Origin of the sequence: Ruegeria arenilitoris, assembly GCF_013032445.1 — a bacterium.
GTDB lineage: Bacteria > Pseudomonadota > Alphaproteobacteria > Rhodobacterales > Rhodobacteraceae > Ruegeria > Ruegeria arenilitoris_F.
This window is the reverse complement of record NZ_WQCA01000020.1, coordinates 21,337-44,761: the sequence shown is the minus strand read 5'-3', so window position 1 is coordinate 44,761 and position 23,425 is coordinate 21,337. Positions and strand designations below refer to the sequence as shown.

Annotated in this window: 19 protein-coding genes and 2 pseudogenes; 16 read left to right on the top strand and 5 right to left on the bottom strand. The window is 56.3% G+C overall.

All coding sequences use genetic code 11. The features are described 5' to 3' along the window. Positions 1-2 precede the first annotated feature (2 nt). Together GOW98_RS21400 and GOW98_RS21395 are read right to left on the bottom strand one after the other, a co-directional pair. Positions 3-1,799: an IlvD/Edd family dehydratase gene (locus GOW98_RS21400; protein ID WP_170335861.1), complete on the bottom strand. Its 1,797-nt coding sequence runs from the start codon at positions 1,797-1,799 to the stop codon at positions 3-5. Next, a pseudogene (locus GOW98_RS21395) lies at positions 1,796-2,553 on the bottom strand (SDR family oxidoreductase). Before GOW98_RS21395 ends, GOW98_RS21400 begins: the two are co-directional and overlap by 4 nt. A gap of 186 nt (positions 2,554-2,739) precedes the next feature. On the opposite strand from GOW98_RS21395, the gene GOW98_RS21390 reads away from it, so the two are divergent. Both GOW98_RS21390 and denD read left to right on the top strand, forming a co-directional pair. After that, positions 2,740-3,627: an NAD(P)-dependent oxidoreductase gene (locus GOW98_RS21390; RefSeq protein ID WP_170335860.1), complete on the top strand. Its 888-nt coding sequence runs from the start codon at positions 2,740-2,742 to the stop codon at positions 3,625-3,627. Positions 3,628-3,656: 29 nt separating this feature from the next. Further along, positions 3,657-4,592: a D-erythronate dehydrogenase gene (denD, locus tag GOW98_RS21385; protein WP_217359680.1), complete on the top strand. Its 936-nt coding sequence runs from the start codon at positions 3,657-3,659 to the stop codon at positions 4,590-4,592. Here the strand turns inward: denD and GOW98_RS21380 are convergent. Further along, on the bottom strand, positions 4,589-5,239 hold the full coding sequence (locus GOW98_RS21380; protein WP_170335856.1) for a GntR family transcriptional regulator: 651 nt from the start codon (positions 5,237-5,239) through the stop codon (positions 4,589-4,591). The two genes, denD and GOW98_RS21380, sit on opposite strands and share 4 nt — an antisense overlap. A 198-nt stretch (positions 5,240-5,437) precedes the next feature. On the opposite strand from GOW98_RS21380, the gene GOW98_RS21375 reads away from it, so the two are divergent. From GOW98_RS21375 to GOW98_RS21330, 10 genes and pseudogenes are all read left to right on the top strand, one after another. Beyond that, complete coding sequence (locus GOW98_RS21375; protein WP_170335854.1) at positions 5,438-6,451, top strand: TRAP transporter substrate-binding protein; 1,014 nt, start codon at positions 5,438-5,440, stop codon at positions 6,449-6,451. 79 nt (positions 6,452-6,530) lie between these two features. Next, positions 6,531-7,700: a mandelate racemase/muconate lactonizing enzyme family protein gene (locus GOW98_RS21370; RefSeq protein WP_170335852.1), complete on the top strand. Its 1,170-nt coding sequence runs from the start codon at positions 6,531-6,533 to the stop codon at positions 7,698-7,700. 16 nt (positions 7,701-7,716) lie between these two features. Beyond that, positions 7,717-8,559, top strand: a complete 843-nt coding sequence (locus GOW98_RS21365; RefSeq protein ID WP_254438107.1) for a TRAP transporter small permease subunit — start codon at positions 7,717-7,719, stop codon at positions 8,557-8,559. Further along, positions 8,559-10,181 (top strand): TRAP transporter large permease, encoded by a 1,623-nt coding sequence (locus GOW98_RS21360; protein WP_170335850.1) that lies wholly within the window; start codon positions 8,559-8,561, stop codon positions 10,179-10,181. The genes GOW98_RS21365 and GOW98_RS21360 overlap by 1 nt, the downstream gene beginning before the upstream one ends. A gap of 10 nt (positions 10,182-10,191) precedes the next feature. Next, complete coding sequence (locus GOW98_RS21355; protein ID WP_170335848.1) at positions 10,192-11,142, top strand: phytanoyl-CoA dioxygenase family protein; 951 nt, start codon at positions 10,192-10,194, stop codon at positions 11,140-11,142. Positions 11,143-11,166: 24 nt separating this feature from the next. Then, complete coding sequence (locus GOW98_RS21350) at positions 11,167-12,669, top strand: UxaA family hydrolase (RefSeq protein WP_170335846.1); 1,503 nt, start codon at positions 11,167-11,169, stop codon at positions 12,667-12,669. Next, positions 12,666-13,670 carry a Gfo/Idh/MocA family protein gene (locus tag GOW98_RS21345; protein ID WP_170335845.1) on the top strand — a complete coding sequence of 335 codons (1,005 nt, stop codon included), beginning with the start codon at positions 12,666-12,668 and terminating at the stop codon, positions 13,668-13,670. The genes GOW98_RS21350 and GOW98_RS21345 overlap by 4 nt, the downstream gene beginning before the upstream one ends. 97 nt (positions 13,671-13,767) lie before the next feature. Further along, positions 13,768-14,697, top strand: a pseudogene (locus tag GOW98_RS26485) (NAD(P)-dependent oxidoreductase); the annotation flags it as partial. 3 nt (positions 14,698-14,700) lie between these two features. Beyond that, the gene (locus GOW98_RS21335) at positions 14,701-15,582 is read left to right on the top strand and encodes a DMT family transporter (protein WP_170335840.1); all 882 of its coding nucleotides are present in this window, start codon (positions 14,701-14,703) and stop codon (positions 15,580-15,582) included. Further along, the gene (locus GOW98_RS21330) at positions 15,579-16,442 is read left to right on the top strand and encodes a sugar kinase (protein WP_170335838.1); all 864 of its coding nucleotides are present in this window, start codon (positions 15,579-15,581) and stop codon (positions 16,440-16,442) included. Before GOW98_RS21335 ends, GOW98_RS21330 begins: the two co-directional genes overlap by 4 nt. On the opposite strand, the gene GOW98_RS21325 is transcribed toward GOW98_RS21330, so the two are convergent. Further along, complete coding sequence (locus GOW98_RS21325; RefSeq protein ID WP_170335836.1) at positions 16,429-17,625, bottom strand: mannitol dehydrogenase family protein; 1,197 nt, start codon at positions 17,623-17,625, stop codon at positions 16,429-16,431. The two genes, GOW98_RS21330 and GOW98_RS21325, sit on opposite strands and share 14 nt — an antisense overlap. Beyond that, the gene (gene uxaC, locus GOW98_RS21320) at positions 17,626-18,990 is read right to left on the bottom strand and encodes a glucuronate isomerase (RefSeq protein ID WP_254438106.1); all 1,365 of its coding nucleotides are present in this window, start codon (positions 18,988-18,990) and stop codon (positions 17,626-17,628) included. A 102-nt stretch (positions 18,991-19,092) separates the two neighbouring features. On the opposite strand from uxaC, the gene GOW98_RS21315 reads away from it, so the two are divergent. The 4 genes from GOW98_RS21315 to uxuA are packed head-to-tail and all read left to right on the top strand — an operon-like array spanning position 19,093 to position 23,334. After that, the gene (locus GOW98_RS21315; RefSeq protein ID WP_170335834.1) at positions 19,093-20,109 is read left to right on the top strand and encodes a Gfo/Idh/MocA family protein; all 1,017 of its coding nucleotides are present in this window, start codon (positions 19,093-19,095) and stop codon (positions 20,107-20,109) included. Next, positions 20,106-21,107, top strand: a complete 1,002-nt coding sequence (locus GOW98_RS21310) for a Gfo/Idh/MocA family protein (RefSeq protein WP_170335832.1) — start codon at positions 20,106-20,108, stop codon at positions 21,105-21,107. Before GOW98_RS21315 ends, GOW98_RS21310 begins: the two co-directional genes overlap by 4 nt. After that, entirely contained in the window at positions 21,104-22,156 is a 1,053-nt protein-coding gene (locus GOW98_RS21305) for a Gfo/Idh/MocA family protein (RefSeq protein ID WP_170335830.1), read from the top strand. The genes GOW98_RS21310 and GOW98_RS21305 overlap by 4 nt, the downstream gene beginning before the upstream one ends. After that, complete coding sequence (uxuA, locus tag GOW98_RS21300; protein WP_170335828.1) at positions 22,153-23,334, top strand: mannonate dehydratase; 1,182 nt, start codon at positions 22,153-22,155, stop codon at positions 23,332-23,334. Before GOW98_RS21305 ends, uxuA begins: the two co-directional genes overlap by 4 nt. Positions 23,335-23,425 lie beyond the last annotated feature (91 nt).

Below are 23,425 nucleotides of genomic sequence, written 5' to 3'. Positions count from 1 at the left end.
TTTTAGTGATTGTCGCGTGGCATGAATCCTCGCGCGATATCGTGGTAGTTTTCTGCCCCCTTGAGCGTCATACCGCGATCCAACCGATCTACTTTTTCGCGGAAAATTTCCTGCCACGGGGATTGGTTGGGCGGCATTGAGTACCCACCCTTTGCCTCCAGATCGCGGGCGCGTTCATGCAGTTCTTCGAGCGAAACCAGCATATCTGCTGTGCCTTTGCCAAGATCGATGCGCAGTCGGTCACCATTTCGCACTAAGGCCAACCCACCACCCTCCGCAGCTTCGGGTGAAGCATTCAGGATAGACGGGCTTCCTGATGTTCCGGATTGCCGTCCATCACCGATGCAAGGAAGGGCTTCGATGCCTTGTTTCAACAAATACGCGGGCGGACGCATGTTCACGACCTCTGCAGCACCTGGGTATCCTTTTGGTCCTGCTCCGCGCATAATCAGAATACAGTTTGCGTCGATGTTTGCTGCGGGATCATCGATCCGATGGTGAAAGTCCTCAGGCCCATCAAACACTACCGCCCTGCCCTCAAATGCATTAGGGTCATCCGGGTTCGACAGGTAGGCCTCTCGAAATGCCTGTGAGATCACAGATGTTTTCATAATCGCACTCTCGAACAGGTTACCCGAGAGATTGATGAACCCCGCCCGTTGCTTAACCGGGCTACCGACAGGTTTGATTACTTCGCGATTTTGAGACCGGCGCGCCGAGCAATTATTGCCCATCGTCTTGCCGTTCACTGTTATCGCATCGGGATGCGGCAGCAATCCCGCATCAAGAAGCTCTCCTACAACGGCGGGAACACCCCCGGCCTGTTGGTAGTCTTCGCCCAGATATTTACCCGCAGGCTGCATGTTGACCAACAGAGGAACGTCGTGGCCATGTTTCTGCCAGTCATCGTTGGTCAACGGAACACCAAGATGCCGGGCGATCGCATTCAGGTGGATCGGCGCGTTAGTCGATCCGCCAATCGCCGAGTTTACAACAATCGCATTCTCAAAGGCCTGACGTGTCATCACATCGCTGGGGCGTAAATCCTCCCAGACCATGTCCACAATGCGTTTACCCGTTTCATAACTGATTTGACCGCGCTCTCTATACGGGGCTGGTATGGCTGCTGATCCGGGCAATTGCATACCCAAAGCCTCAGCAAGCGAATTCATAGTCGTTGCTGTTCCCATCGTATTGCAATAACCCACCGAAGGTGCTGCGGCGGCTGCGATTTCCATGAACTCATCGGTGTCGATTTCATCAGCCGCAAGGTCTTCGCGCGCTTTCCATATAACCGTGCCCGATCCGGCGCGTTCACCTTTCCACCAACCGTTGAGCATGGGACCGACCGACAGGGCAATCGCTGGGATGTTGACAGTCGCAGCGGCCATAAGAAGTGCGGGCGTGGTTTTGTCGCAACCAATGTTCAGAACAACGCCATCAATTGGATACCCGAACAGACTCTCAACCAAGGACAGATAAGCCAGATTGCGGTCGAGTGAGGCCGTTGGCCGTTTACCGGTCTCTTGTATCGGGTGGACCGGTATTTCGATGCACGTTCCCCCGGCGGCGATGATTCCGTCGCGAACGCGTTTAGACAACTCGATATGATGCCGATTGCAGGGGCTCAAATCACTGCCGGTCTGAGCAATACCGATGATCGGTTTGCCTGATTGCAGTTCTGCACGAGTCAACCCGTAATTCAGGTATCTCTCTAGATACAATGCGGTCATCTCAAGGTTCTCAGAATTCATGAACCACTTGCGAGATCGCAGATCGTCCTTTGATACTTTTGTCATTGGCCTGACCATCCCCCGTCAATTATATGCGTGTGTCCTGTGGTGAATGCACTCTCATCGCTCGCCAGATAGACGACCAATGCAGCAATCTCTTCTGCTCTTGCTACACGCCCCATAGGCTGACGCGCCACAAATTGTGCAAGGGCTTCTTCTCTGCTACCCAGTTGTTCGCCCAACGCATCCACGCGGTCACGCCAACTGGGACTGTCGACTGTTCCCGGACAAATGCAATTGCACCGAATTCCTTGCGTTATGAAGTCCACGGTTACCGATTTCGTCAGCCCAACAACAGCAGCCTTTGTCGTTCCATATACAAAACGATTTGGCGCACCGATTATGGAACCCAGTGCGGAAGACATATTGATTATCGAGCCTCCTCCGCGCTCTAGCATTCCCGGCAATACAGCCTTTGTCGTGCGCACCATTGAGCGAACATTAAGGTCCATGGCGAAATCCCATTCTTCATCGGTTGCATCCAGGATAGTTCTGTGATGCACAAACCCGGCGCAGTTGAACAAAACGTCTGGCTTCGCTCGCGCGCCCCATGATGAATACTGTCATTATTCGTCACATCCATCTCGAAATTTTCGAAATTCTCGAGAATCTGACCGCGAATCGAGTTTAGATTTTCGGAGTTTATGTCCGTCGCGTAGACTTTCGCACCCTCTCTTGCCAATGCAATCGTGCTTGCAATTCCGATCCCTTGTGCGGCGGTTATGGCTAGGCTGTGCTTCCCCTTAAGCCTTTTTAACATATAAACATTCCGACTCTTAAAGTGGCAACTGAACAAGTGTTTTTCGTTCCACAGATCAACCGAGAAGCAAAGAAACCTTGTCGGTTTCGCAACGACTTCTGGCATGTGGGCCGAGAGCCGTTAGCGTATGACAGAGATTTTGGTTTGGCCATAACCATGCGTGGCGCACCTTCGGAAGGACAGTAGATGATAAGCAAACAGTTCAAAGTGGCTCTGTTGGGAACCGGCCTGATGGGTGCTCCAATGGCGAGGAATATTTTGCGCGCCGAATTTCCGCTCACTGTATGGAACCGCAGCTTGGAAAAGGCAAAACCGTTAACAGCAGAAGGCGCGACATTGGCGGAAACTGCCCCGGTGGCGGTTTCGGGTACAGATGTAATAATAACCATGCTCTCGGATGGTTACGCGACCGGCGCGCTACTTTCTGACGAGGCTTTCCGTGAACAACTCAATCCGGGGATGATCTGGATTGATATGTCCAGCGCCAAACCCGAACACGCCAGAGAGCAATCCGCGCAATTGTCCTCGATGGGGGTGCAGCATCTGGATGCCCCGGTTTCCGGTGGCACCGTAGGTGCCGAAACTGGCACCCTAGCGATCATGGTCGGTGGCGATCAGGACGTTTTGGAGCGCGTGCGGCCGGTTCTGACGGCAATGGGACGTCCTGTGCATGTAGGCCCAAGTGGTTCTGGTCAATTGTGCAAATTGGCCAATCAAACAATTGTCGCTGTAACAATATCGGCTGTCGCCGAAGCGACACTACTGGCTCAGCAAGGCGGTGCAGACCCCACCGCGTTGAGGGCCGCACTGAAGGGGGGCTTTGCGGATAGTATTATCTTACAACAACATGGCGAACGCATGTCTGATGGAAATTTTGTACCCGGAGGTTTATCTAAGTTTCAATTAAAGGATTTGGACAACACGCTAGAGGAGGCACGAAGCCTGAGCGTTGAGCTACCTAGCACCCAATCTGTGCGCGATCGTTTCGAATATCTGATAGACGAAATGGATGGGGCCGAACTGGATCATTCGGCTTTGTATCTGGAACTCAAAAAACGGAATGGAATGCTGTGACGCGGATCCTTGTCATAGGCGGGGGAGGAATGCTGGGCCAGAAACTGGCCCATCGCATTTCGACCCAAGAGACTTTTGGAGCAGATGCCCAATTCTCACTGTTCGACCTCTCGTTTCCGCTCGACAGTGCGCCAGGCAAACAAATTGTGGGGAGTTTGACTGCGTCAGGCATCGCCAAGTCGGTTGCAGCTCAACACCCGGACGTAATATTTCACCTTGCAGCTATCGTTTCAGGCCAAGCTGAGAAAGACTTTGCGTTGGGCTGGGATGTTAACCTTATGGCGACGTGGGCACTGCTGAACGCACTCAAAGATGAACACGAGGCATCAGGAAGCGAGTACACACCTCGTCTGGTTTTTGCCTCATCCATAGCAGTTTTCGGGTCACCATTCCCCGAAAAGATAAGCGATGAGTTCCTCTCGGCACCTTTGACCAGTTACGGAGCGCAGAAAGCGGCGTCTGAATTGATGATCACAGATTTCAGCAGGAAAGGATATATCGACGGTATTTCCTTACGCTTGCCCACTTTGTGTGTGCGCCCTGGCAAAGCCAACGCTGCCGCTTCGTCCTTCTTTTCAAGTATAATCCGAGAGCCTTTGAATGGGAATGAGGCTGTTTTGCCAGTTGCCGAAACTATTCGCCACTGGCACGCCAGCCCCCGCGCCGCTGCGACTTTTTTGACCCACGCAGCAACAATGGACACGCAGCTTTTGAATGATCGACGCGCGTTGAACATGCCGGGCGTAAGTTGCACCGTCGCCGAACAAATCGAAGCGCTGCACGATGTGGCCGGTCAAGATGCAGTGGGCTTAATTAGGCGAGAACCCGACGAGGCAATCGAAAGAATAGTTAAGAGTTGGCCGCGCGACTTTCAAACAGATCGCGCTCTGGAGTTGGGGTTCAAGGCGGAATCAAGCTTCGACGAAATCATTCAGGTGTATTTGGAAGACGATTTACGGCTTTAGTCACCCATCGTCTTTCCAGTTAGGTGGCGTTTCAGATGATCGTGAATTTTTTCTCTTGTTAACTGCTCATCCCCTGACAATGCTGCTTCAAGTATATCGGCATGGTGTCTTATGTTTTGAGAAATGAACTCAAAGTTCCGATCTGCCACCATCAACTGCTGTCTGAATTGCGCGTAAACTCGGCTATGCATTTGTTTTAAGGTTTCCGAGCCACAGGCAGAAATAAGCGTTTGGTGAAACTCCCTCTCCGAGGCAAACCATATTTCGATAAGGCCGCTCGGGTCGTCTGTGGCGTGAATGCGTTTTTCGATATGGCTGAGTTTGTGATGCGCGGCCGTCAATCTTGCTTCCCAATCCACCCCGCCGTTGCGTATCGACATTGCGGTACCTTCGGCCTCCAGCAAGACCCGGATGTGGGTTAACTCTATCAGTTTCTGAGGCGAACGGTTTGGAACACGAAAACCCCTCTGCTCTTGAAAATCCACCAGCCCAACAGCAGCCAACCGAAACAGAACCTCACGAACCGCACTCGCAGAACAACCATACTCTTTACGTAACTCTTCGGCCCGCACCTTGGCCCCATGCTCGAATCCGTTCGAGATCAAACGCATCTTAAGATTTTGATAAATATCGACTTCTTCGTTCATCCCAATATGCGCCTTCGAGTTTTGTCCATTTAGCGTCCTATACCTATTTTCGATTTACTGCAAGAATCTCGAAATTTTTAGTAATTTCAATTTATTCTTGTTGCATTCGATTCTTCGGCTTAACGTCTAGCAGTGTAACGGCAAGGGAGACGGCAAGATCTCTTACCCCGCGCAATGCTCAACGTCTGGGAGGACAATATGAAAATAGTCAAGACAGCGGCCCTGGCGGTCGTAGCCACAACAATGGCAGCCGGTTTCGCAATGGCCGAAACGACCAAACTTCGTATCCAAACCCATTTCTCGCCCGAGCAGTTGTCCGGGCAAATGGCTGCAAAGTTCATCGAAGATGTCACGGAAATGTCCAACGGCGAGATAGAAATCGAGATGTTCTATTCTTCGTCTGTCGTCAAATCGGTTGAAACTTTTGACGCGGCAGCGACAGGTATTCTGGATTGCGACATGACTGGTGGTGGCTACCAGACCGGCAAAAACCCGGCGTTCCAATTCGCAGGTGACCTGCTTGGCGGATATCAAAACCCCTATCAGCAGATGGCTTGGCTGCTCCATGGCGGTGGTCGCAATGCATTGAACGAACTGTACAATGGCTATGACATGGAATTCGTTGGGTGGTGGATTCCCGGTCCTGAATCGCTTTCTTCGACCAAGCCGATTGCCAAGGTTGAAGACTTTAAAGACTGGAAGTTCCGCTCCCCCCCCGGCTTGGCGACCAAAGTGTTCGCCGAACTAGGTGCTTCTCCGATCGTGATGGATTTCAACGAAATTTTCACTGCTTTGGAAACTGGTATTATTGACGGCGCTGATGCAGCGAACCTGACTAACAACGTGGGTTTGGGCTTGTACGAAATTGCCGGACATACGAACTATCCGGGCTTCCACTCAATGCCGGCCGACCATTTGGCATGTCGTAAGGACGTCTGGGAAGCGATGCCTGCCCATCACCGGAAAATTTTAGAAGTCGCAATGGATAGCTTGGCTCTGCATAACGCGACTATAAACGAGGTGCAGAACGCGCAAACCGCCAAAGACCTGCGTTCAAAGGGTATCCAGCTTTACGAATGGACACCAGAAGATCTGGCCGCCTACCGCGCTGCAGTTCAGGTTGGGTGGACCGATTTTGCTACCACTCCCGAAGCACAAGCGCTTCTGGCAAGCCACATCGAATTCCTGCGCAATCTGGGCGCCATGGAATAATCGGGCTTCGGCTGATTGACGACTGTCGGATAGGCCGCGCAGACGGCCTCTCCGATTTGGTTCCGGAGCTCCGAAATTAATGAAAATAAACAGAATAATAAGTCACGTACTGCAGTACGACATGCCGGAAGTTCTGGGCTATTCGCAACAGTATTATGACAAGCGCACAACCCATCTCGTCGAGATTCAGACAGATGAAGGAGTAACCGGTTGGGGGGAGTGCTTTGGTCCCGGAAACGTAGCCATAGCCAACAAGTCCATCGTGGAAAAGGTAATCCAACCAATGGTCCTTGGCTTGGACCCTTTGGACAAAGACGTGATCTGGCACAAGGTGTACAACCTTTTGCGAGACCATGGCCAAAGCGGAATGCCAATACAGGCTTTGTCCGGGGTGGACATCGCACTTTGGGATATCACCGGCAAAATCTCTGGCCTACCCCTCCATAAACTTGTCGGCGGCGCGCATCGCACAAGCGTTCCTTGTTACGGCTACGGCATGATGCTCCGGGATGAACCGATTTCCAATCTGGCCAGCCGTTTTGAGGATGAAGCCGCAAAGATCAAGGCAATGGGATTTACCGCCACCAAGATGAAAACGGGCTTTGGCCCGAAGCCTGATGTGAAGCTGTGCGAAGCAGTTCGACGCGGAGTTGGAGACGACTTTCCTATTATGGTCGATGCAAACCATGCCTATACGACTTCGGACGCATTTTTTGTCGGTCGGGCGTTGGAAGAACTGGACGCATATTGGTTCGAAGAACCCGTTGCGCCGGAAGACATTGACGGATACCGCGAATTGCGTACTTCGCTTAAAGTTAACATCTCAGGCGGGGAGGCAGTTTTCAATCGTTGGGCCTGGCGCAATCTTCTTGAAAATCGCGGCATCGACATAGCGCAGCCAGAAGTATGCGCTTTGGGCGGTATTTCAGAGTATCTCAGGGTACTGTCTCTATGCCACGCACATTTCACTCCGGTCGTAAATCACGTCTGGGGTAGCGCAATCGCCGTCGCAACTAATGTGCATTTACTGGCGGCCATGCCAGCAATTCCAGGCGGTTTGCATCCATGGGAGCCGATGCTGGAGTTTGACACCACGGACAACAAGTTTAGGGACGATCTGCTGACCGTTCCGCTGGAAATTCAGAATCAGGTCAAGGCCAACAACGGCCGTGTCATGATCCCGACAGGCCCGGGACTGGGTGTCGAACCGGATCGAGACTTTATCGATCACTACAGGATCGAAGGATAGGGACGAGGGTTACGCGATGCACAAGAATTTAGGCGGACCAATTGAATGGCTCATACCGTTGGCCTTCGTCGCGACTGCCAGTTGGCTTGTTTGGCATCTCCCAGCATTCCTATTGGATTGGCTGCCTTACACATCTGAATCCCTCAAAAGTCAGGTAACGGAAATTTATCTGCGCAGCGACGTCACGCCCGAATTGTCTGGCGTGTTCGGGGGGTATGTCGACATCATCGACGTGGCCGCGCTCGTCCTGCTACCGTTCCTTGCAGTGATCGGTACAAAGACCGTGCGAGCAGCGACGATGGAGTTCGAAGGTTCTACGATTATGGATCGTTTCGCCCTGTTCATAGGCCGAGTTACGATGATGATGATCGCAATCATGACTGTAGTCATGCTCTACGAAGTCTTCATGCGTTATATCCTGGAAAAGCCGACCGAGTGGGCCAACGAAATGACACTCTGGTTCGCCAGCTTTGTATTTTTGATGTCTGGCTACTACGCCATGCAGCAACGCAGTCACATTCGAATATTCCTGCTATACGACGCAGTTCCACGTTGGCTTCAGCGTGTTTTTGATACGGTTTCGACAATACTGATCGTGCTATTTGCCTTCTTTTTGGTCTACGGCAGCTACAAACAGGTGTTCGTCAACAAGCTCTATAAATGGGAGCTTTATGGCTCTGCCTTCAATCCTCCGATCCCGGCGACGTTGCAGCCGATGGTGCTGATCGTGATTACGCTCGTCGCAATGCAAGCAATTTTGAACTTGATCGCGGATTGGAACAAAGAACCGGAAATCCACACAGATGAACCGGACGAAGACGAAATTGAAATGATCAAAAGAGCGGTGGGACAAGACTGATGGATATTGGAACAATCTCACTCATCCTGATGGTCGCCCTGATCGTGCTTCTGGCGATCGGGATGCCTTTGGGTCTGGCCTCGGCTTCCCTTGCGGTTCTGGTTCTTGTCCTGAAGTTCGAACCGACACTGCTTTTGAACCCATTTTCATTCGGCGACGGGGTCCTCACCGGTCGGCCAGGCACCGGGCCGCTTTATATTCTGGCGCAGAAGATATACGGGCTCTTAACGGACTACGTGCTCATATCAGTGCCATTGTTTATCTTCATGGCGTCGCTGCTAGAGCGGTCCGGGATCGCGCGTGACATGTATTCGTCGCTGAATGTCTGGCTGTCCAGAACACGCGGCGGCATCGCGATCGTGACCTCGATCATGGCGGTGATCATGGCGGCCATGTCCGGCATAATCGGTGGTGAGGTTGTCCTGCTGGGCCTTATCGCCCTTCCCCAGATGCTGCGCCTCGGGTACGATCAGAATCTCGCGATCGGCGTCATCTGCGCCTCGGGGTCGCTGGGCACCATGATCCCTCCTTCCATCGTTCTGATCATCTATGGGCTGATCACCGAAACTTCGATCAAGTCGCTGTTCACCGCGTCTTTCATTCCCGGCTTCATGTTGGCCTCGATGATCATCCTGTACATCATCATCCGCACGCGGCTGAATCCTCATCACGCTCCGCTGCCGGAACCGGACCCGAACGACCCCGAACCGGTAGAAAAACGCAAACTGTTTGGGGCCTTCATGAGCATCGTAGTCGCCGGTTTTTCCACCGTTCTGTTTATCCGGGCCGCGTTCTTCGAGCTCTCAGGCTCGAACGCTGCCAGCCAGGGCGAGCCTGCGCGGCTGGGAACAGCTGACTACCTGCCCTGGTTTGCGGGTATCACGATCGTTGCCCTTCTGCTGATCTTCTTCGTCTTTGGCAGAGCACGCGCTAAAATCGGGTGGGAAATGGGCAAAGGTCTCGTCGCGCCGCTGGTTGTCATCGGCGTGGTGCTCGGCTCGATCTATGGCGGGATCACAGGCATCACCGAGGCTGCAGGCATGGGCGCCTTCGCCGTTCTGATCATCGCCATCCTGCGTGGCGAAGGATCGTTCGAGCTGGTTTGGGACAGCTTGATGCGAACCCTAAAATCCACAGGCACCATCATCTGGGTTACGATCGGGGCTGCCGCGCTGGCGGGTGCCTACACTATTGCTGGCGGGCCCCAGTACGTGGCCGACCTTATCGTCGGCCAGGAGCTGCCGACTATGCTGGTCATTCTGGTGATGATGCTGATCTTGCTGTTCATGGGCGCATTCATGGATTGGGTCGGCATCGTGCTGTTGATCATTCCGGTCTTTCTGCCGATCGTCCTGCGCCTTCCTATCGAGGAAATCGGAGTCTTTGGCCAGTTGGAGCCGAGTCATGTCGCCATCTGGTTCGGCGTCGTGTTCTGTATGAACATGCAGGTCAGCTTCCTCTCGCCCCCTTTTGGCCCGGCCGCGTTCTACCTGAAGTCCGTGGCCCCGCCGCATATCAGTCTGACGGATATCTTCCGCGGCTTCCTGCCATTCATCGGGATCCAGCTGCTGGCGCTTTCCGTTCTTCTGATCTGGCCGGGCATCATCGCGCTGCTGTTGTGAGGTCGCGCCCATGCTGACACAAGATCAGATTGGCAAGTTCCAGACGGACGGATACCTCGTGCTCGAGGATGTTATTCCGGCCGATGTCCTGGATCGGGTACAGGCCGAATACTCGGATGTCCTGAACCGGCTCTATGACGGTTGGTACGAAAAAGGGCTGGTCACGGACGAACCGTCAAGAATGATCTTCTGGGACAAACTTCTGTCCGCCTATCAGGCCGGTTGCGACTATTTCCAGCCGCTGGACATCTCGTTGCCCGGCGATCGGATCATGGCGGACACACCGTTCCATATTGGGCCCGCAGTGTTCGACTTGCTGACGGCCCGGCCCATGCTTGACATTGTCGAGCAGTTGATCGGGCCAGAGTTGGTCAGCAATCCGATCCAGCACGTTCGGCTGAAGCCCCCTGCCCTCAAGCTGTCCAAGGATGAGGTGCGCGCACACATCACCGCAACGGACTGGCATCAGGACCGGGCGGTCGCGTTGGAGGATGCGGACCAGACCGACATGGTCACGGTGTGGATCGCCGTCAACGATGCAACGGTCGAAAACGGCTGCCTGCAAGTGTTGCCAAAGGCACAGGACCAATCCATCCTGCCGCATTGCGCGCGAACGCAGACAGGCATTGCCGACGGGTTCATTGACGAAGACCGAGCCGTGCCCCTTCCTGTCAAGGCGGGCGGGATCATCCTGTTTCACCCTTTGACGCCACATGCTTCGCTGGTCAATGAAACGGACCGGTTCCGCTGGTCGTTCGACATCCGCTTCAGTGCGGCGGGCCAACCCACCGGTCGAGATCATTTCCCCAGCTTCATCGCGAGGTCCAGATCGCGCCCTGAAACCGAGCTGCGAGATTGGCGAGTCTGCAAGGCCAACTGGGAGGCGGCACGAGCAAGGCTGTCTGGACAGCCGCATATAGATATTCACCGGTGGACATCGGACTCGCCGTTCTGCGCCTAGCTGCTGCCCCCAGGAAAGCTGACTATGACTTTTGTACGTTTAGATCGAACGGATAGCGTGGTGATTGCAACTCGGCCCTTGGAGGTCGGCAGTATGGTCGAGGATGTCACGACCAATGCGCGCATCCCCTCGGGGCACAAGGTCGCCACGCGGAATGTTGCACCCGGCGATCCGGTCAGAAAGTACGCCCAGATCATCGGCTACGCCACCCAACCGATCGAACCCGGCGACCATGTGCACACTCACAATATCCAGTTCCGCAAAACCAGCGTGGACTACGAGTTTGCGACGGATCACAGGCCCGTGAAACCCGCCACCTCGGTCGATACGTTCATGGGCTACCACCGGGACAGCGGTCGCGTCGGCACGCGCAATTTCATCGCGGTTCTGACCACCGTGAACTGTTCGGCGACCGCAGCCCGCATGATCGCCAACCACTTCACACCGGACAAGCTGACCGAGTTTCCGAACGTCGACGGCGTGGTGGCCTTTGTCCACGGAACGGGCTGCGGAATGGCCGATTCCGGCGACGGTTTCGAAACTCTTCAACGGGTCATGTGGGGATTTGCGAAACATCCTAACCATGCTGCCGTTCTGATGGTCGGTCTGGGATGCGAGATGAACCAGATCGATTGGCTGCTAGACGCGTATGGGCTGAAGCATAGTCCCACCTTCCAGACGATGAACATCCAGAACGTCGCCGGATTGCGCCGGACCGTGGAAGTGGGCATCAGCAAGATTAACAAGATGCTGCCCATTGCGAATGAGGCGAGGCGCAGCGAAGCCCCGGCGTCTCAATTGATGGTTGCGCTGCAGTGCGGTGGATCGGACGCTTGGTCAGGTGTGACCGCGAACCCTGCGCTCGGACATGCCTGCGACCTGTTGGTTGCCCAAGGCGGCACCGGTGTCCTTGCGGAAACGCCCGAAATCTACGGAGCCGAACATCTTTTGACCCGCCGCGCCCTTGGTCGCGCAACTGGGCAAAAACTAATCGGACTGATCGATTGGTGGCAGGACTATACCGCTCGCAATCACGGCTCGATGGACAACAACCCAAGCCCCGGCAACAAGCACGGGGGGCTGACGACCATCCTTGAGAAATCGCTGGGGGCAGCGGCGAAGGGTGGAACCACTCCTTTGACCGGTGTATTCAAATACGCTGAACCCATCACAGCCAAAGGCTTCACCTTCATGGACAGCCCCGGATATGACCCGGCCTCGGTGACCGGGCAGATCGCGGCCGGGTGCAACCTAGTGTGCTTTACCACGGGGCGCGGCTCTGCCTTTGGGTCCAAACCAGCGCCCACGCTAAAAATCGCTACCAACTCTGAGTTGGCAGCGCGCATGCCTGAAGACATGGACGTGGATACGGGCGATATTCTGACCAAAGGTGCCAGCGTCGAAGAAAAAGGACAGGAAATATACCGACGGCTGCTCCAAGTCGCCTCGGGCGCGCGGACCAAGTCCGAGGCGCAGGGCTTGGGTGACTACGAATTCGTTCCCTGGCAAATCGGAGCGGTGATGTGAAACGGATCCTTGTAGCTGGCGGCGGGTTGATCGGCATCCGCCACGTCCGCGCCGTGATTGAGCATCCCGACTGCATGTTGGTCGGGTTGGCCGATCCAGATGGCTCGATCCAGATCGACGCGCCGCGTTTTGCCAGTATGGACGAGGTGCAGAGCCCAGTAGATGGCGTCATCATCGCGACGCCCACCCACCTGCATGCCGAACATGGCATTCTAGCCGCATCCCGCGGTTGGCACATGCTGATCGAAAAGCCGGTTGCCGCATCGGTCGATGATGCTCTGCGCCTGAGAACGGCCGTTCACCAGGCCGATGTCCGCAGCCTTGTGGGCCACCATCGACGGTATCATACAACTTTGCAGCACCTGAAAGAGGTGATCGCGCAAGGAACGATCGGACAAGTCATCAACGTCTCGTTGCTGTGGGCCATGCGTAAACCCGAGAGCTATTTTGAACAGAACTGGCGGACTTCTGATGGCAGCCCAGTCATGATCAATCTGGTGCATGATATCGATGTCCTGCGGTTTGTGATCGGAGAAATCTCGGATGTCGTCGCCCTGCCCGGCGCGTCGATCCGCGGATCGGATCGGATAGAAAGCGGGGCTATCGCGACCGCGTTCGAAAACGGCGCGACGGGCACTATCAGTTTTGCCGACACCGCACCCAGCCCTTGGGGGTTTGAAGCTGGAACCGGCGAGAACCCGAACATCGGCACGACCCACCAGGACATGATGTGGATCACGGGAACCAGTGGTGCTGTGAGTTTTCCCTCCATGACTCTGTGGCGTGGAAAGGATTGGGGGACTGCGGCCCAAAAGGACCAGCTTACACGACCGGAACAGCAACGCGCACCATTGGAGGCGCAACTGGATCACTTCCTTGACGTGATCGACGGCGCCCCTCCACTGATCGACGTCGAGGATGCAGCCCGGACGCTCGAGGTCACATCATGGATCGAACAGGGGCTAAAGGCGCGAACAACTCGAGCGCGGGCGCCGGCCTGATGGACATGCGGCCCGGCAAAATACCGGACCACTCAAAAATCAATGATATTCCACAGGGCAAAATGAGCATTTAAACTGTAAAGCCGCCCGCACCAGACACAAGAATGGAAACCAGACACATTCACGGAAAGGGAAACCAATGAGCAAACCATCAATCGGGTTTATCGGCTTGGGACTAATGGGCGGAGCCATGGTGAGCCGACTGTTGGACCAAGGATACTCGGTCGCTGTATTGGGAAACCGCGACCGCACGTACCTGGACGCCGCGATTGACCGGGGCGCCCGCGAGACGCAAAACGCCCAAGAACTAGCTGAAGCCAGCGACATCGTGATGCTGTGCATGGGCACCTCCGAACAGGTCGAGGGTCGTATGCGAGGTACAGACGGAGTGATTGCGGGATTGAAACCCGGGGCGATCGTCATCGACTTTGGCACCTCTCTCCCAGGCAGTACACGCGCCTTGGCCGAGGAGGTTGCCGCAGCCGGCGGAAGCTATCTGGATGCGCCGCTTGGCCGAACGCCGTCGCACGCGCTAGAAGGCAAGCTCAACATCATGACTTCCGGCAACAAGTCTGCCTTTGACAAGGCCGAGCCGACACTGAAGGATTTGGGCGAAAACGTCTTTTACCTTGGCCCCGTTGGATCCGGACACACGATCAAGCTGATCAACAACTTCTTCGGAATGACCGTCGCGAATGCGATGGCCGAAGCCTTTGCCATGGCAGATATCACGGGTGTTGACCGCAAGCAGGTGTATGACGTTATGGCCGCAGGGCCGCTGCATTCCGGAATGATGGATTTCGTCAAAGCCTACGGCGTCGAGAATGACCCAAACCAACTGGCCTTTGCCATCAAGAACGCGGCGAAAGACCTTGGGTATTATGACCGCATGGCGCGCGAAGCAGGCGTTACCAGCGTGATGTCGCAGGGGGCGCTTTTGGCGCTGAGTGACGCGCGCGACCAAGGTCAGGCGGACGACATGGTCAGCCAGATGGTTGACTACTACGTCAAGCGTTTCAACATCTGATAGATGGCTGTCACCGCCAACCCCAATGCGGACCTGCCGCGCCTTGGCATCGTGCTGATGCTGACGGCGTGGCTGTTCTTTTCGCTGGTAGACCTTGGGGCCAAGTGGTTGGCGTTGGCCGGCGTGCCGGCATTTCAGTTGGCGTTCATGCGCTATGCGGGGCACTTTGTGATCTCTGTGGGCGTGATCGCCAAAGGCGGGATTGAGGCCAGCCGGTTCAAGACCGACCATCCATGGCAGGTCATTAGCCGGGCCTTGCTGCTGATCTCGGCGACCGTTTTCAATTTTTATGCCCTACGGTTTTTGCCTCTGACCGTCGTGTCAGCAATCATGTTCTCAAGCCCGGTCATCGTGTGTTTTCTGTCCGTCTTCGTGTTGAAAGAACGCGTAGGCCCATGGCGTTGGGCAGCCATCATCCTGGGCTTTCTGGGAGTGTTAGTTGTCGTGCGGCCGTTTGGTTCGGCCTTTCATCCGACCATGTTACTGATCGTCTACAACGCCACCGCGTTGGCCCTGTACTCGATCATGACGCGCAAGCTGTCTGGGGTTGTTGCCGTGGACACTATGCAATTCTACCTCGGGCTTACCGGGACAGTGGTCCTGCTGCCGTTCGCCATCTGGTTTTGGGTTCAGCCGGAAAACACGTGGAGCCTGATAGTCCTGATCAGCCTAGGCGTCTTTGGCTGGTGCGGGCATCAACTGCTGACGAACGCGCATCGGTTCGGAACGGCGAACCAGTTGATGCCATTCACCTATTCGTTCCTGATCTACGTTGCGATCTGGGGCTATCTGTTCTTTGACACTGTACCGGACGCATTCACGTTGGCAGGGGCTGCGCTGATCATGGTCGCCGGGCTCATCATCTGGAAAAGAGAAAAGAAATGACGCGAATTGCCTGCATCGGCGAAGCAATGATCGAATTGTCCATGCTGGAGACCGGCGCGAAGGTGGGCGTCGCGGGGGATACGCTGAACACAGCCATCTACATGCACCGCGCGGCTCCTGATCTGCAGGTGGAGTATGTGACATGTCTGGGCGACGACCCGTTCTCAGGGCGCATCGCGGACTTTATCGCCAACCATGGCATCGGGACATCCGGCATCCGCATCATTCCCAACGCTTCTCCGGGACTATACGCGATCACGACCTCTGCGGACGGTGAACGCAGCTTTACCTATTGGCGCAGCGAGGCGGCCGCCCGCCAGCTTTTTGCCGATCATGACTTCAGCTCGCTGAAAGGTTACGACGTGCTGTACTTGTCAGGGATTTCCGTGGCCATTCTTCCGCATTCGGTAAGGCTTGCGCTTCTGGACTGGCTCGAAGGCTCTTCAGTCCGGTTGGTCTATGACAGCAATTTTCGTCCGCGTCTTTGGGACAGCGCCGAACACGCCCGGCAGATCAACCAACGGCTTTGGCAGCGTGCAGATATTGCCCTACCATCCATCGACGACGAGATGGCACTGTTCGGGGAAAGCGCGGATCAGGTGGCGGCACGTTTTGCCGATCATCACGGTGTCGGTGGGTTAAAACGCGGAGATAATGGCCCTCTTTCCATCGGTCAGAACATTGAGCAAACCTATAAACCTGCCAAAAACGTACTCGATACCACCGCCGCGGGCGACAGTTTCAACGGTGGATACCTCGCGGCCTTGCTGACGGGAAAATCGCAGGCCGAAGCCCTGATGGCAGGACACAGTCTGGCTTCCACCGTTGTTCAGTTTCGCGGCGCGATCATTCCCGGATAAGTGGTGCAAGATCCTCGGCACCGACAAGGCCCAAAAGTGGTACTACCGGATCTGGCTGCTTAACAGCCGACGCGATTTCCGACGCGCAAGGATCGTTAAGCGCTCTGCCCTTGGCGGTCTCGGACATGCAAAAGGCGATCCAGGCCCGCATCCCCGCAATCACCGCCTGAGAGCCGGTTTCGCGGAGTGTGGGAACAAACCGATACGGCAGCTTCTGGCTGCCATCCATCGCGATTTGGTCCAGACGGTGCGCCAGCTCGAGGTTTTCAAAGCGGCGCAACAAAGCCTCGGCATAGTCCGGAACCTGTGCTTGCAGTGCTGCGGGCAGCGTTGCGCCCGCATCCTTCATCAACTCGGAAACCAGCGGGCGCAAAACCAGGTCTCGAACCGCTTCGTGGACGTAGGTCAGGCCTCGCTCCAACCCGGCATAAGCCAACAGGGAATGGGCACCGTTCAACATGCGCAGCTTTCGCATCTCGTGCGGGGCTACGTCATCGACCAGTTGCACGCCCGGCCAATCCGGGTGCGGACCGGCGAAACTGTCTTCGATCACCCACTCCGAGAACGCCTCGGTCGGAACAGCCATAGGATCGCCGCTGATTGCGCGAACGGCGTCCGTGGTGGCCGGGGTGATCCGGTCGACCATCGCGTTGGGAAAGCGAACGGCATCCCAATCCACGTCCAGACCGGCTGCATTCGCAAAATCGGCAACTGCCGTTTCGAGCGTTTTGCCGTTTTCCATGCGATTGTCGCAGCTTAGCACCGTTACTGGCTTGCAACGTTCCGCAAGGCCATAAGCTAAAAACCCGATCAGCGTCGCAGGCCCTTGCCCTGCCAGATCGGCGGCAATCGCCGGGTCCTGAAGGTTCAGATTGCCCGCGGCGTCCAAATGGTAACCTTTCTCGGTGACGGTCGCCGAGATGATTTCGGCATCCGCCATCACATCGAAAATCTCTGTGCGATCATTGGGCACGACCAGAACGTCACGCAGAGCTTTGATGCGCCGGACGCCCTGCCCCTGTACGCACAAATCGTACTCGAAACCTTGTCGGGCCAATCCATCCCGAACCGAGGATGAACGCAGGCTGACGCCGACAACGTCCCATCCGCCAGCTTGATCGGTGTAGTCCAGCAAATGCGCCCGGGCGAAGTTTCCAAGGCCGAAGTGAAGAATTGTACCCATCTAGCTTTGCAATCCGTAAACTTGTTTCGCCAAATCGACAGCCAGCAACCGCGCAAGATGCCCAGCACTATCCCGACCGAAATAGCCGCGCGCAACCTGCTCGGCTAGATGAATCGCCACTCCCCGTCGCCACAGGTCGTGCCGTGCAGGAATGGACAGAAAAGCCCGCGTGTCGTCATTGAATCCGGCCAGATTGTAATATCCGGACGTTTCAACAATCTGATCGAAATACCGCGCTATCCCGGCTGGGCTGTCGTGGAACCACCAAGGCGGCCCGATCCTAAGGCACGGCCAATGTCCCGCCATGGGCGCCAGTTCACGGGCATAGGTGCTCTCGTCCAATGTGAAGAGTATGATGCGCAGTTCCGCCGAGTTTCCGACCCGGTTCAAAAGCGCCTCAAGGCCCGTGACCCAATTCATCGCGATTGGAATGTCGGCCCCCTTGTCCCGTCCGAAGTCCCGCATTACCGCGTCGTTCGTGTTGCGCTTGCTGCCAGCATGTATCTGCATGGTCAGGCCATCATCGATAGACATCTGCGCCATTTCGATCAGCATATGCCCATAGAACCGGCGCGCGCCCTGTTCTGTGCCTTCCCGCCGTCTCAGCCGTTGGTACAGCGCATCCGGGTCGTCCAGCCACTCGGTCTGCACACGTTCGATTCCGTGGTCGGTGGCCGTACAGCCCAGCTGGATGAAATAAGCCCGCCGCATTCGCAGCGCGTTGAGGTAGCCATCGTAGCTGCCCAGATCGCAGCCCGTCAGCTCGGCCAACTTTTTCAGGTTTTGTACGAACTCCGGGTCCGCCCCATCCAAAACCCCGTCTGGGCGGAACGTCGGAACAACTCGCCCGCCCCAACCGCCTGTGCGAATCTCCCGATGCTCAACGAGGCTGTCGAGGGCGGAATCTGTGGTGGCCAGAACCTCGATCCCAAATCTGTCGAACAAAGCCCTCGGACGAAATTCAGGTCGCGCCAGCTTTTCTGAGATCTTATCGTAAACCTGGTCTGCCGTGCGCGAAGACAACTCCTCAGACACGCCCAGCGTTTCATGTAGCACGTAATTCATCCAGATCCGGGATGGCGTTCCCAGAAACAGATGCCAGTGCTCGGCAAAAGTGCGAAAAACGGCGCGAGGATCCTTCTTTCGCCCCTCTTCCCCAATGCCAAGTTCGGACAAGGGAACGCCCTGCGAATAGAGCATACGGAACATGTAATGGTCGGGAACCACCAGCAGTTCTGCCGGGTTGGGAAACGGCGCATCAGTTGCAAACCACCCCGGATCGCAGTGACCATGCGGAGATACGATCGGCAGGTCCCTGATGCCCAGGTACAGGTCTTCTGCCATGCCATTCAAATTACCGGTCAATTCTGCCTCCGATACTGCTGCCCGCAATTGTTAACACAGTTTTTAATGGTTGCATCTTTCCCGTTCGAACCCGCAGACTGACCGGGTGATCCGGGGGAATGAATGAATATTGCGCTGATTGGTTTGGGGATGGTTTCGGGTACGCATTTGGCTGCAATTCGGGCATCGGATCAAGGCCTCAATCTTGCTGGCGTCCTCGGGCGCAATCCTGAAAAAGCAGCTGAGTTCGCGCAGCGAAACGACACCCGCGCTTTCAGCTCGGTCGAGGAAATCGCAAACGACCCAAACGTCGACTTTGCGATCATCGCAACCCCGCCCGATCAGCGCACAGAGTTGGTTCGGGTTCTTTCGACCGCTTCGAAACCGATCCTGATGGAAAAGCCCATCGAAAGAACGCTGGCCGCCGCGACAGCCATTGTCGAGCAATGCGAGGCCTCTGGCGTGCCGCTGGGTATCGTCTTTCAGCACCGCGCCCGCGCCGCCTCGCAGGCGCTGAAATCAGCCATTGAACAGGGTGAGCTGGGCGCGATCGCCACGGTGGAGATCCGTGTCCCTTGGTGGCGTGATCAGAGCTACTATGACGAGCCGGGTCGCGGCACTTACGCACGCGACGGAGGCGGTGTCATGATCTCGCAGGCAATCCACACGCTTGACCTTGCGATGTGGCTGCTAGGGCCGATCTCGGGCATTCAAGCCATGATGAGAAAAACTCCGTTACACGATCTCGAGGCCGAGGATTGGGCAGGTGCAATCTTTGAAACAGATAGCGGCGCAGTGGGCACCATGATGGCGACTACTGCCGAATATCCCGGGGCCGCTGAGTCCATTACCATCCAAGGCACACGCGCCAAAGCGCATTTGGAGTCAGGTGTCCTGACCTTAACGACTTTCGATGGTTATAAATCCACGGTTGGCGAAACGTCCGCCACAGGCGGAGGGGCCGATCCCATGGCGTTCACCCATGCTTGGCATCAGGCGGTCATCGAGGATTTCGCCATGGCCGTTGCTGATGGCACGCTACCCATGGCCACCGGACGCAGTGCCCTTTTGACCCACGCCGTCATAGACGCGATGCAGATCGCCAATCGAACCGGCCAGAAAACACGAGTCATCTCATGAGCCTGACCTGCGTCGCCCTTGGCCTGGACCACCGCCATATCTATGGCATGACGGAAAACATGCGTAAAATCGGCGTGGACTGCGTTGGCTACTGGACACAAGGCGATCCGGAAACGCTTCCGGGCTACGCCAAAAGGTTTCCCGATATTCCGCGGCTGGCCCGACTGGAAGACGCCCTAACCAGTGGGGCGGATCTGGCGCTGATTTCGGCAATACCGGCAGATAGGGCCGCGTTGACGATCCGCGCCATGCAAAACGGCATGGATGTTATGAGCGACAAGCCGGGCTGTACGACGTTCGAGCAACTCGACCAGATCAAACGGGCGGTTGCGGACACCGGTCGCATCTGGTCGGTGAATTTTTCCGAAAGGTTTGAAACGCCCGTCAGCACCCGGGCGACCGAGTTGGTCGAGGCCGGTGCCATCGGGCGCGTGATCCAGACGGTCGGACTTGGCCCGCACCGACTGAACCGGGCAACTCGTCCGGAATGGTTTTTTCAGCGTGAACGCTATGGCGGTATTCTGACCGACATCGCCTCGCATCAGATCGATCAGTTCTTGCACTACACAGGTTCGGAAACCGCGGAAATCACAAACGCTTGTGTGGCGAACTACGCAAACCCCAAAGATCCCGGATTGCAGGATTTCGGAGAGCTCAATCTACGAAGCGAGAACGGCACCGGGTACATCCGGGTTGACTGGTTTACGCCGGATGCCCTGCCAAACTGGGGGGATGGTCGCCTGACGATCCTGGGCACCGAAGGCTATATCGAGTTGCGGAAATACGTTGATGTGGGTGGAGCCTCGGGAACAAATCATCTGATCCTCGTCAATGGTGAAACCTGCCAAAAGATCGACGCATCTGACGCCGGCCTTCCCTACTTTTCGCGCCTGGCCGATGACATCCGTAACCGGACCGAAACCGCGATGATCCAAACCCACTGCTTTACGGTCATGGAACTGGCATTGCACGCGCAGGAAATGGCGGAACGCAAATGATCAACGTTGCGATCCTTGGCGCAGGTATCGGTGCGCAACATTTAAACGCACTGGAACGGCTTGACCGCAAATTCCGCGTAACCGCCGTGGTCGACCAGAATACGGACCGGATCGAGCAGATTCGACAGAACTCGGATTTTCGGGCACTGACCAACATTCAAGACGCGCTGGATGATTCGGAGATCGACGTCATCGACATCTGCCTGCCACCCCATCTGCATGTGCCGACCACCCTTGCCGCACTGGCCACAGGAAAACACGTTGTCTGCGAAAAGCCTCTTGCGACTTCGATGCAGGATGTGGATCGGATCACGGTAGCCGCCCGCAGCGCAGGCAAGCATGTGTTTCCGGTTTTTCAATACCGGTGGGGCCCGTCACTGGCCCAATTGCGCCACCTGCAACGCGCTGGCCTGAGCGGAGCGGTCCAAACTGCCGCGCTTGAAACTCATTGGTCCCGAGGGGCTGACTATTACGCAGTGCCGTGGCGGGGAACATGGGCCGGTGAACGCGGCGGCGCAGTGCTGGGCCATGCCATCCACAACCATGATCTGCTGACTCATATTGCGGGTGATATCGCCTGGGTGTCTGCAATGGCCACAACGCGGGTCAACCCGATCGAGACCGAAGACTGCGCCGCGATCTGTTTTGGCATGACTTCCGGCGCTTTGTGCACAAGCAATATCACCTTGGGCGCCGCCACGGACGAAACCCGCCTGCGGTTCGTCTTTGAAAAGGTGACCGCTACCTCTGGCACGGAACCCTATGCCCCGGGTCAAACGCCCTGGACATTCGTCTCGCGGGACCCGGTGGATCAAGCCGCTATCGACGACGCTCTTGCCACCTCCGCTGTCGAGCCAACAGGTTTCGAAGGGTTCTTTACCGAAGTCGGGAAGGCGCTGCAGTCTGAGGCAAATTCGGCCGTTACGCTGCAGGACGGCGCTGCGTCCATCGGCCTTGTGACGGCGATTTATCACGCTGCGCGCACCGGGCAGCGTGTTACCCTTCCCATCGAGCCCGATCACCCTCTGTATGAAGGATGGCTGCCATGAAACAATGCTGGCGTTGGTTCGGACCCGATGATCCGATCGCCCTGGTCGATCTCCATCAAGTCGGGGTTCAGGGCATCGTCACCGCGCTGCATCACATCCCACCGGGACAGCCTTGGGACGAACCGAGCATCGCCGATCGGCAGGCAGTTCTGGATGCTGCCGGGTACAGTTGGGACGTTGTCGAAAGCCTGCCCGTCTCCGAGGCGATCAAGACGCAGTCCGCAAACATAGCCGAACATCTGCAGGCGTATAAGTCCAGCCTCAGGGCCCTGTCCGCCCGTGGCGTCAAAGTCGTGTGCTACAACTTTATGCCGATCCTGGATTGGACACGCACCGCCCTTCGCGCCCCGCAGCCGCATGGCGGAACGGCCATGCTGTTCGACCTGACTGATTTTGCTGCTTTCGACATATATATTCTCGAACGTCCGGGTGCGTCGGAAGACTATTCCAACGACGTCCAGCAAACGGCCGAGGATCGCTTCTTGCGCATGTCGGATGAATCCAAAGCCCAGTTGCAGCACAATGTCACTGCGGGGCTGCCCGGCGCCAACGATCAGTGGAGCGTGCAGGACGTGCGCTCTTTGTTGCAGACATATGCGCATATAGACCGTGACCGGCTTCGCGCAAACCTGATCGACTTCCTGTCTGAGGTCGCACCAGTGGCCCAAGAACTGGATCTGCGCTTGTGCTGTCATCCGGATGATCCGCCGTTCTCGTTGCTCGGTCTGCCGCGGGTCATGTCCAGCACCGAGGACTACGGCGCCGTTCTGGATGCGGTTGATTTGCAGGCGAACGGCGCAACGTTGTGTACCGGCTCGCTGGGAGTGTCCCCCGAATTCGATGGGCCGGACTTCGTGCGTAGACATGGCGGCCGGATTCACTTTGTTCACTTGCGGAACACCAGACGCATCGCGGGGTCAGACAGCCAGAAGCCGGACTTCTTTGAGGCCCCGCATTTGGAGGGCGACACCGACATGGTCGGCACCATTCGCGAACTGATGAACGAACAGCGCCGCCGTAAATCCCAAGGGCGTGGCGACTGGCAAATTCCGATGCGGCCCGACCACGGACAAGAACTGCTGAGCGATCTGGGCGGACACAGCACTCCCGGCTATCCGCTGATCGGACGAATGCGCGGGCTGGCGGAACTGCGCGGCATCATGGCGGCGTTCTCGTAACGCGTCGGATCAGGCGGTTTCCTTCCGCCGCAACACTTCTTTGCTTGCCTGAACGCCGCATTCTTCGTTTACTTACGGCACGTAAACGGGC

What these genes read in the sequence shown, in the direction of transcription:
- GOW98_RS21330 (WP_170335838.1), top strand. Translation starts at nt 15,579, where the DNA reads ATGACGCGAATTGCCTGCATCGGCGAAGCAATGATCGAATTGTCCATG.
- GOW98_RS21365 (WP_254438107.1), top strand. Translation starts at nt 7,717, where the DNA reads ATGCACAAGAATTTAGGCGGACCAATTGAATGGCTCATACCGTTGGCC.
- GOW98_RS21315 (WP_170335834.1), top strand. Translation starts at nt 19,093, where the DNA reads ATGAATATTGCGCTGATTGGTTTGGGGATGGTTTCGGGTACGCATTTG.
- GOW98_RS21325 (WP_170335836.1), bottom strand. Translation starts at nt 17,625, where the DNA reads ATGGGTACAATTCTTCACTTCGGCCTTGGAAACTTCGCCCGGGCGCAT.
- GOW98_RS21310 (WP_170335832.1), top strand. Translation starts at nt 20,106, where the DNA reads ATGAGCCTGACCTGCGTCGCCCTTGGCCTGGACCACCGCCATATCTAT.
- GOW98_RS21305 (WP_170335830.1), top strand. Translation starts at nt 21,104, where the DNA reads ATGATCAACGTTGCGATCCTTGGCGCAGGTATCGGTGCGCAACATTTA.
- GOW98_RS21355 (WP_170335848.1), top strand. Translation starts at nt 10,192, where the DNA reads ATGCTGACACAAGATCAGATTGGCAAGTTCCAGACGGACGGATACCTC.
- GOW98_RS21380 (WP_170335856.1), bottom strand. Translation starts at nt 5,239, where the DNA reads ATGAACGAAGAAGTCGATATTTATCAAAATCTTAAGATGCGTTTGATC.
- denD (WP_217359680.1), top strand. Translation starts at nt 3,657, where the DNA reads ATGCTGGGCCAGAAACTGGCCCATCGCATTTCGACCCAAGAGACTTTT.
- GOW98_RS21375 (WP_170335854.1), top strand. Translation starts at nt 5,438, where the DNA reads ATGAAAATAGTCAAGACAGCGGCCCTGGCGGTCGTAGCCACAACAATG.
- GOW98_RS21350 (WP_170335846.1), top strand. Translation starts at nt 11,167, where the DNA reads ATGACTTTTGTACGTTTAGATCGAACGGATAGCGTGGTGATTGCAACT.
- GOW98_RS21335 (WP_170335840.1), top strand. Translation starts at nt 14,701, where the DNA reads ATGGCTGTCACCGCCAACCCCAATGCGGACCTGCCGCGCCTTGGCATC.
- GOW98_RS21390 (WP_170335860.1), top strand. Translation starts at nt 2,740, where the DNA reads ATGATAAGCAAACAGTTCAAAGTGGCTCTGTTGGGAACCGGCCTGATG.
- GOW98_RS21400 (WP_170335861.1), bottom strand. Translation starts at nt 1,799, where the DNA reads ATGACAAAAGTATCAAAGGACGATCTGCGATCTCGCAAGTGGTTCATG.
- uxuA (WP_170335828.1), top strand. Translation starts at nt 22,153, where the DNA reads ATGAAACAATGCTGGCGTTGGTTCGGACCCGATGATCCGATCGCCCTG.
- GOW98_RS21370 (WP_170335852.1), top strand. Translation starts at nt 6,531, where the DNA reads ATGAAAATAAACAGAATAATAAGTCACGTACTGCAGTACGACATGCCG.
- GOW98_RS21360 (WP_170335850.1), top strand. Translation starts at nt 8,559, where the DNA reads ATGGATATTGGAACAATCTCACTCATCCTGATGGTCGCCCTGATCGTG.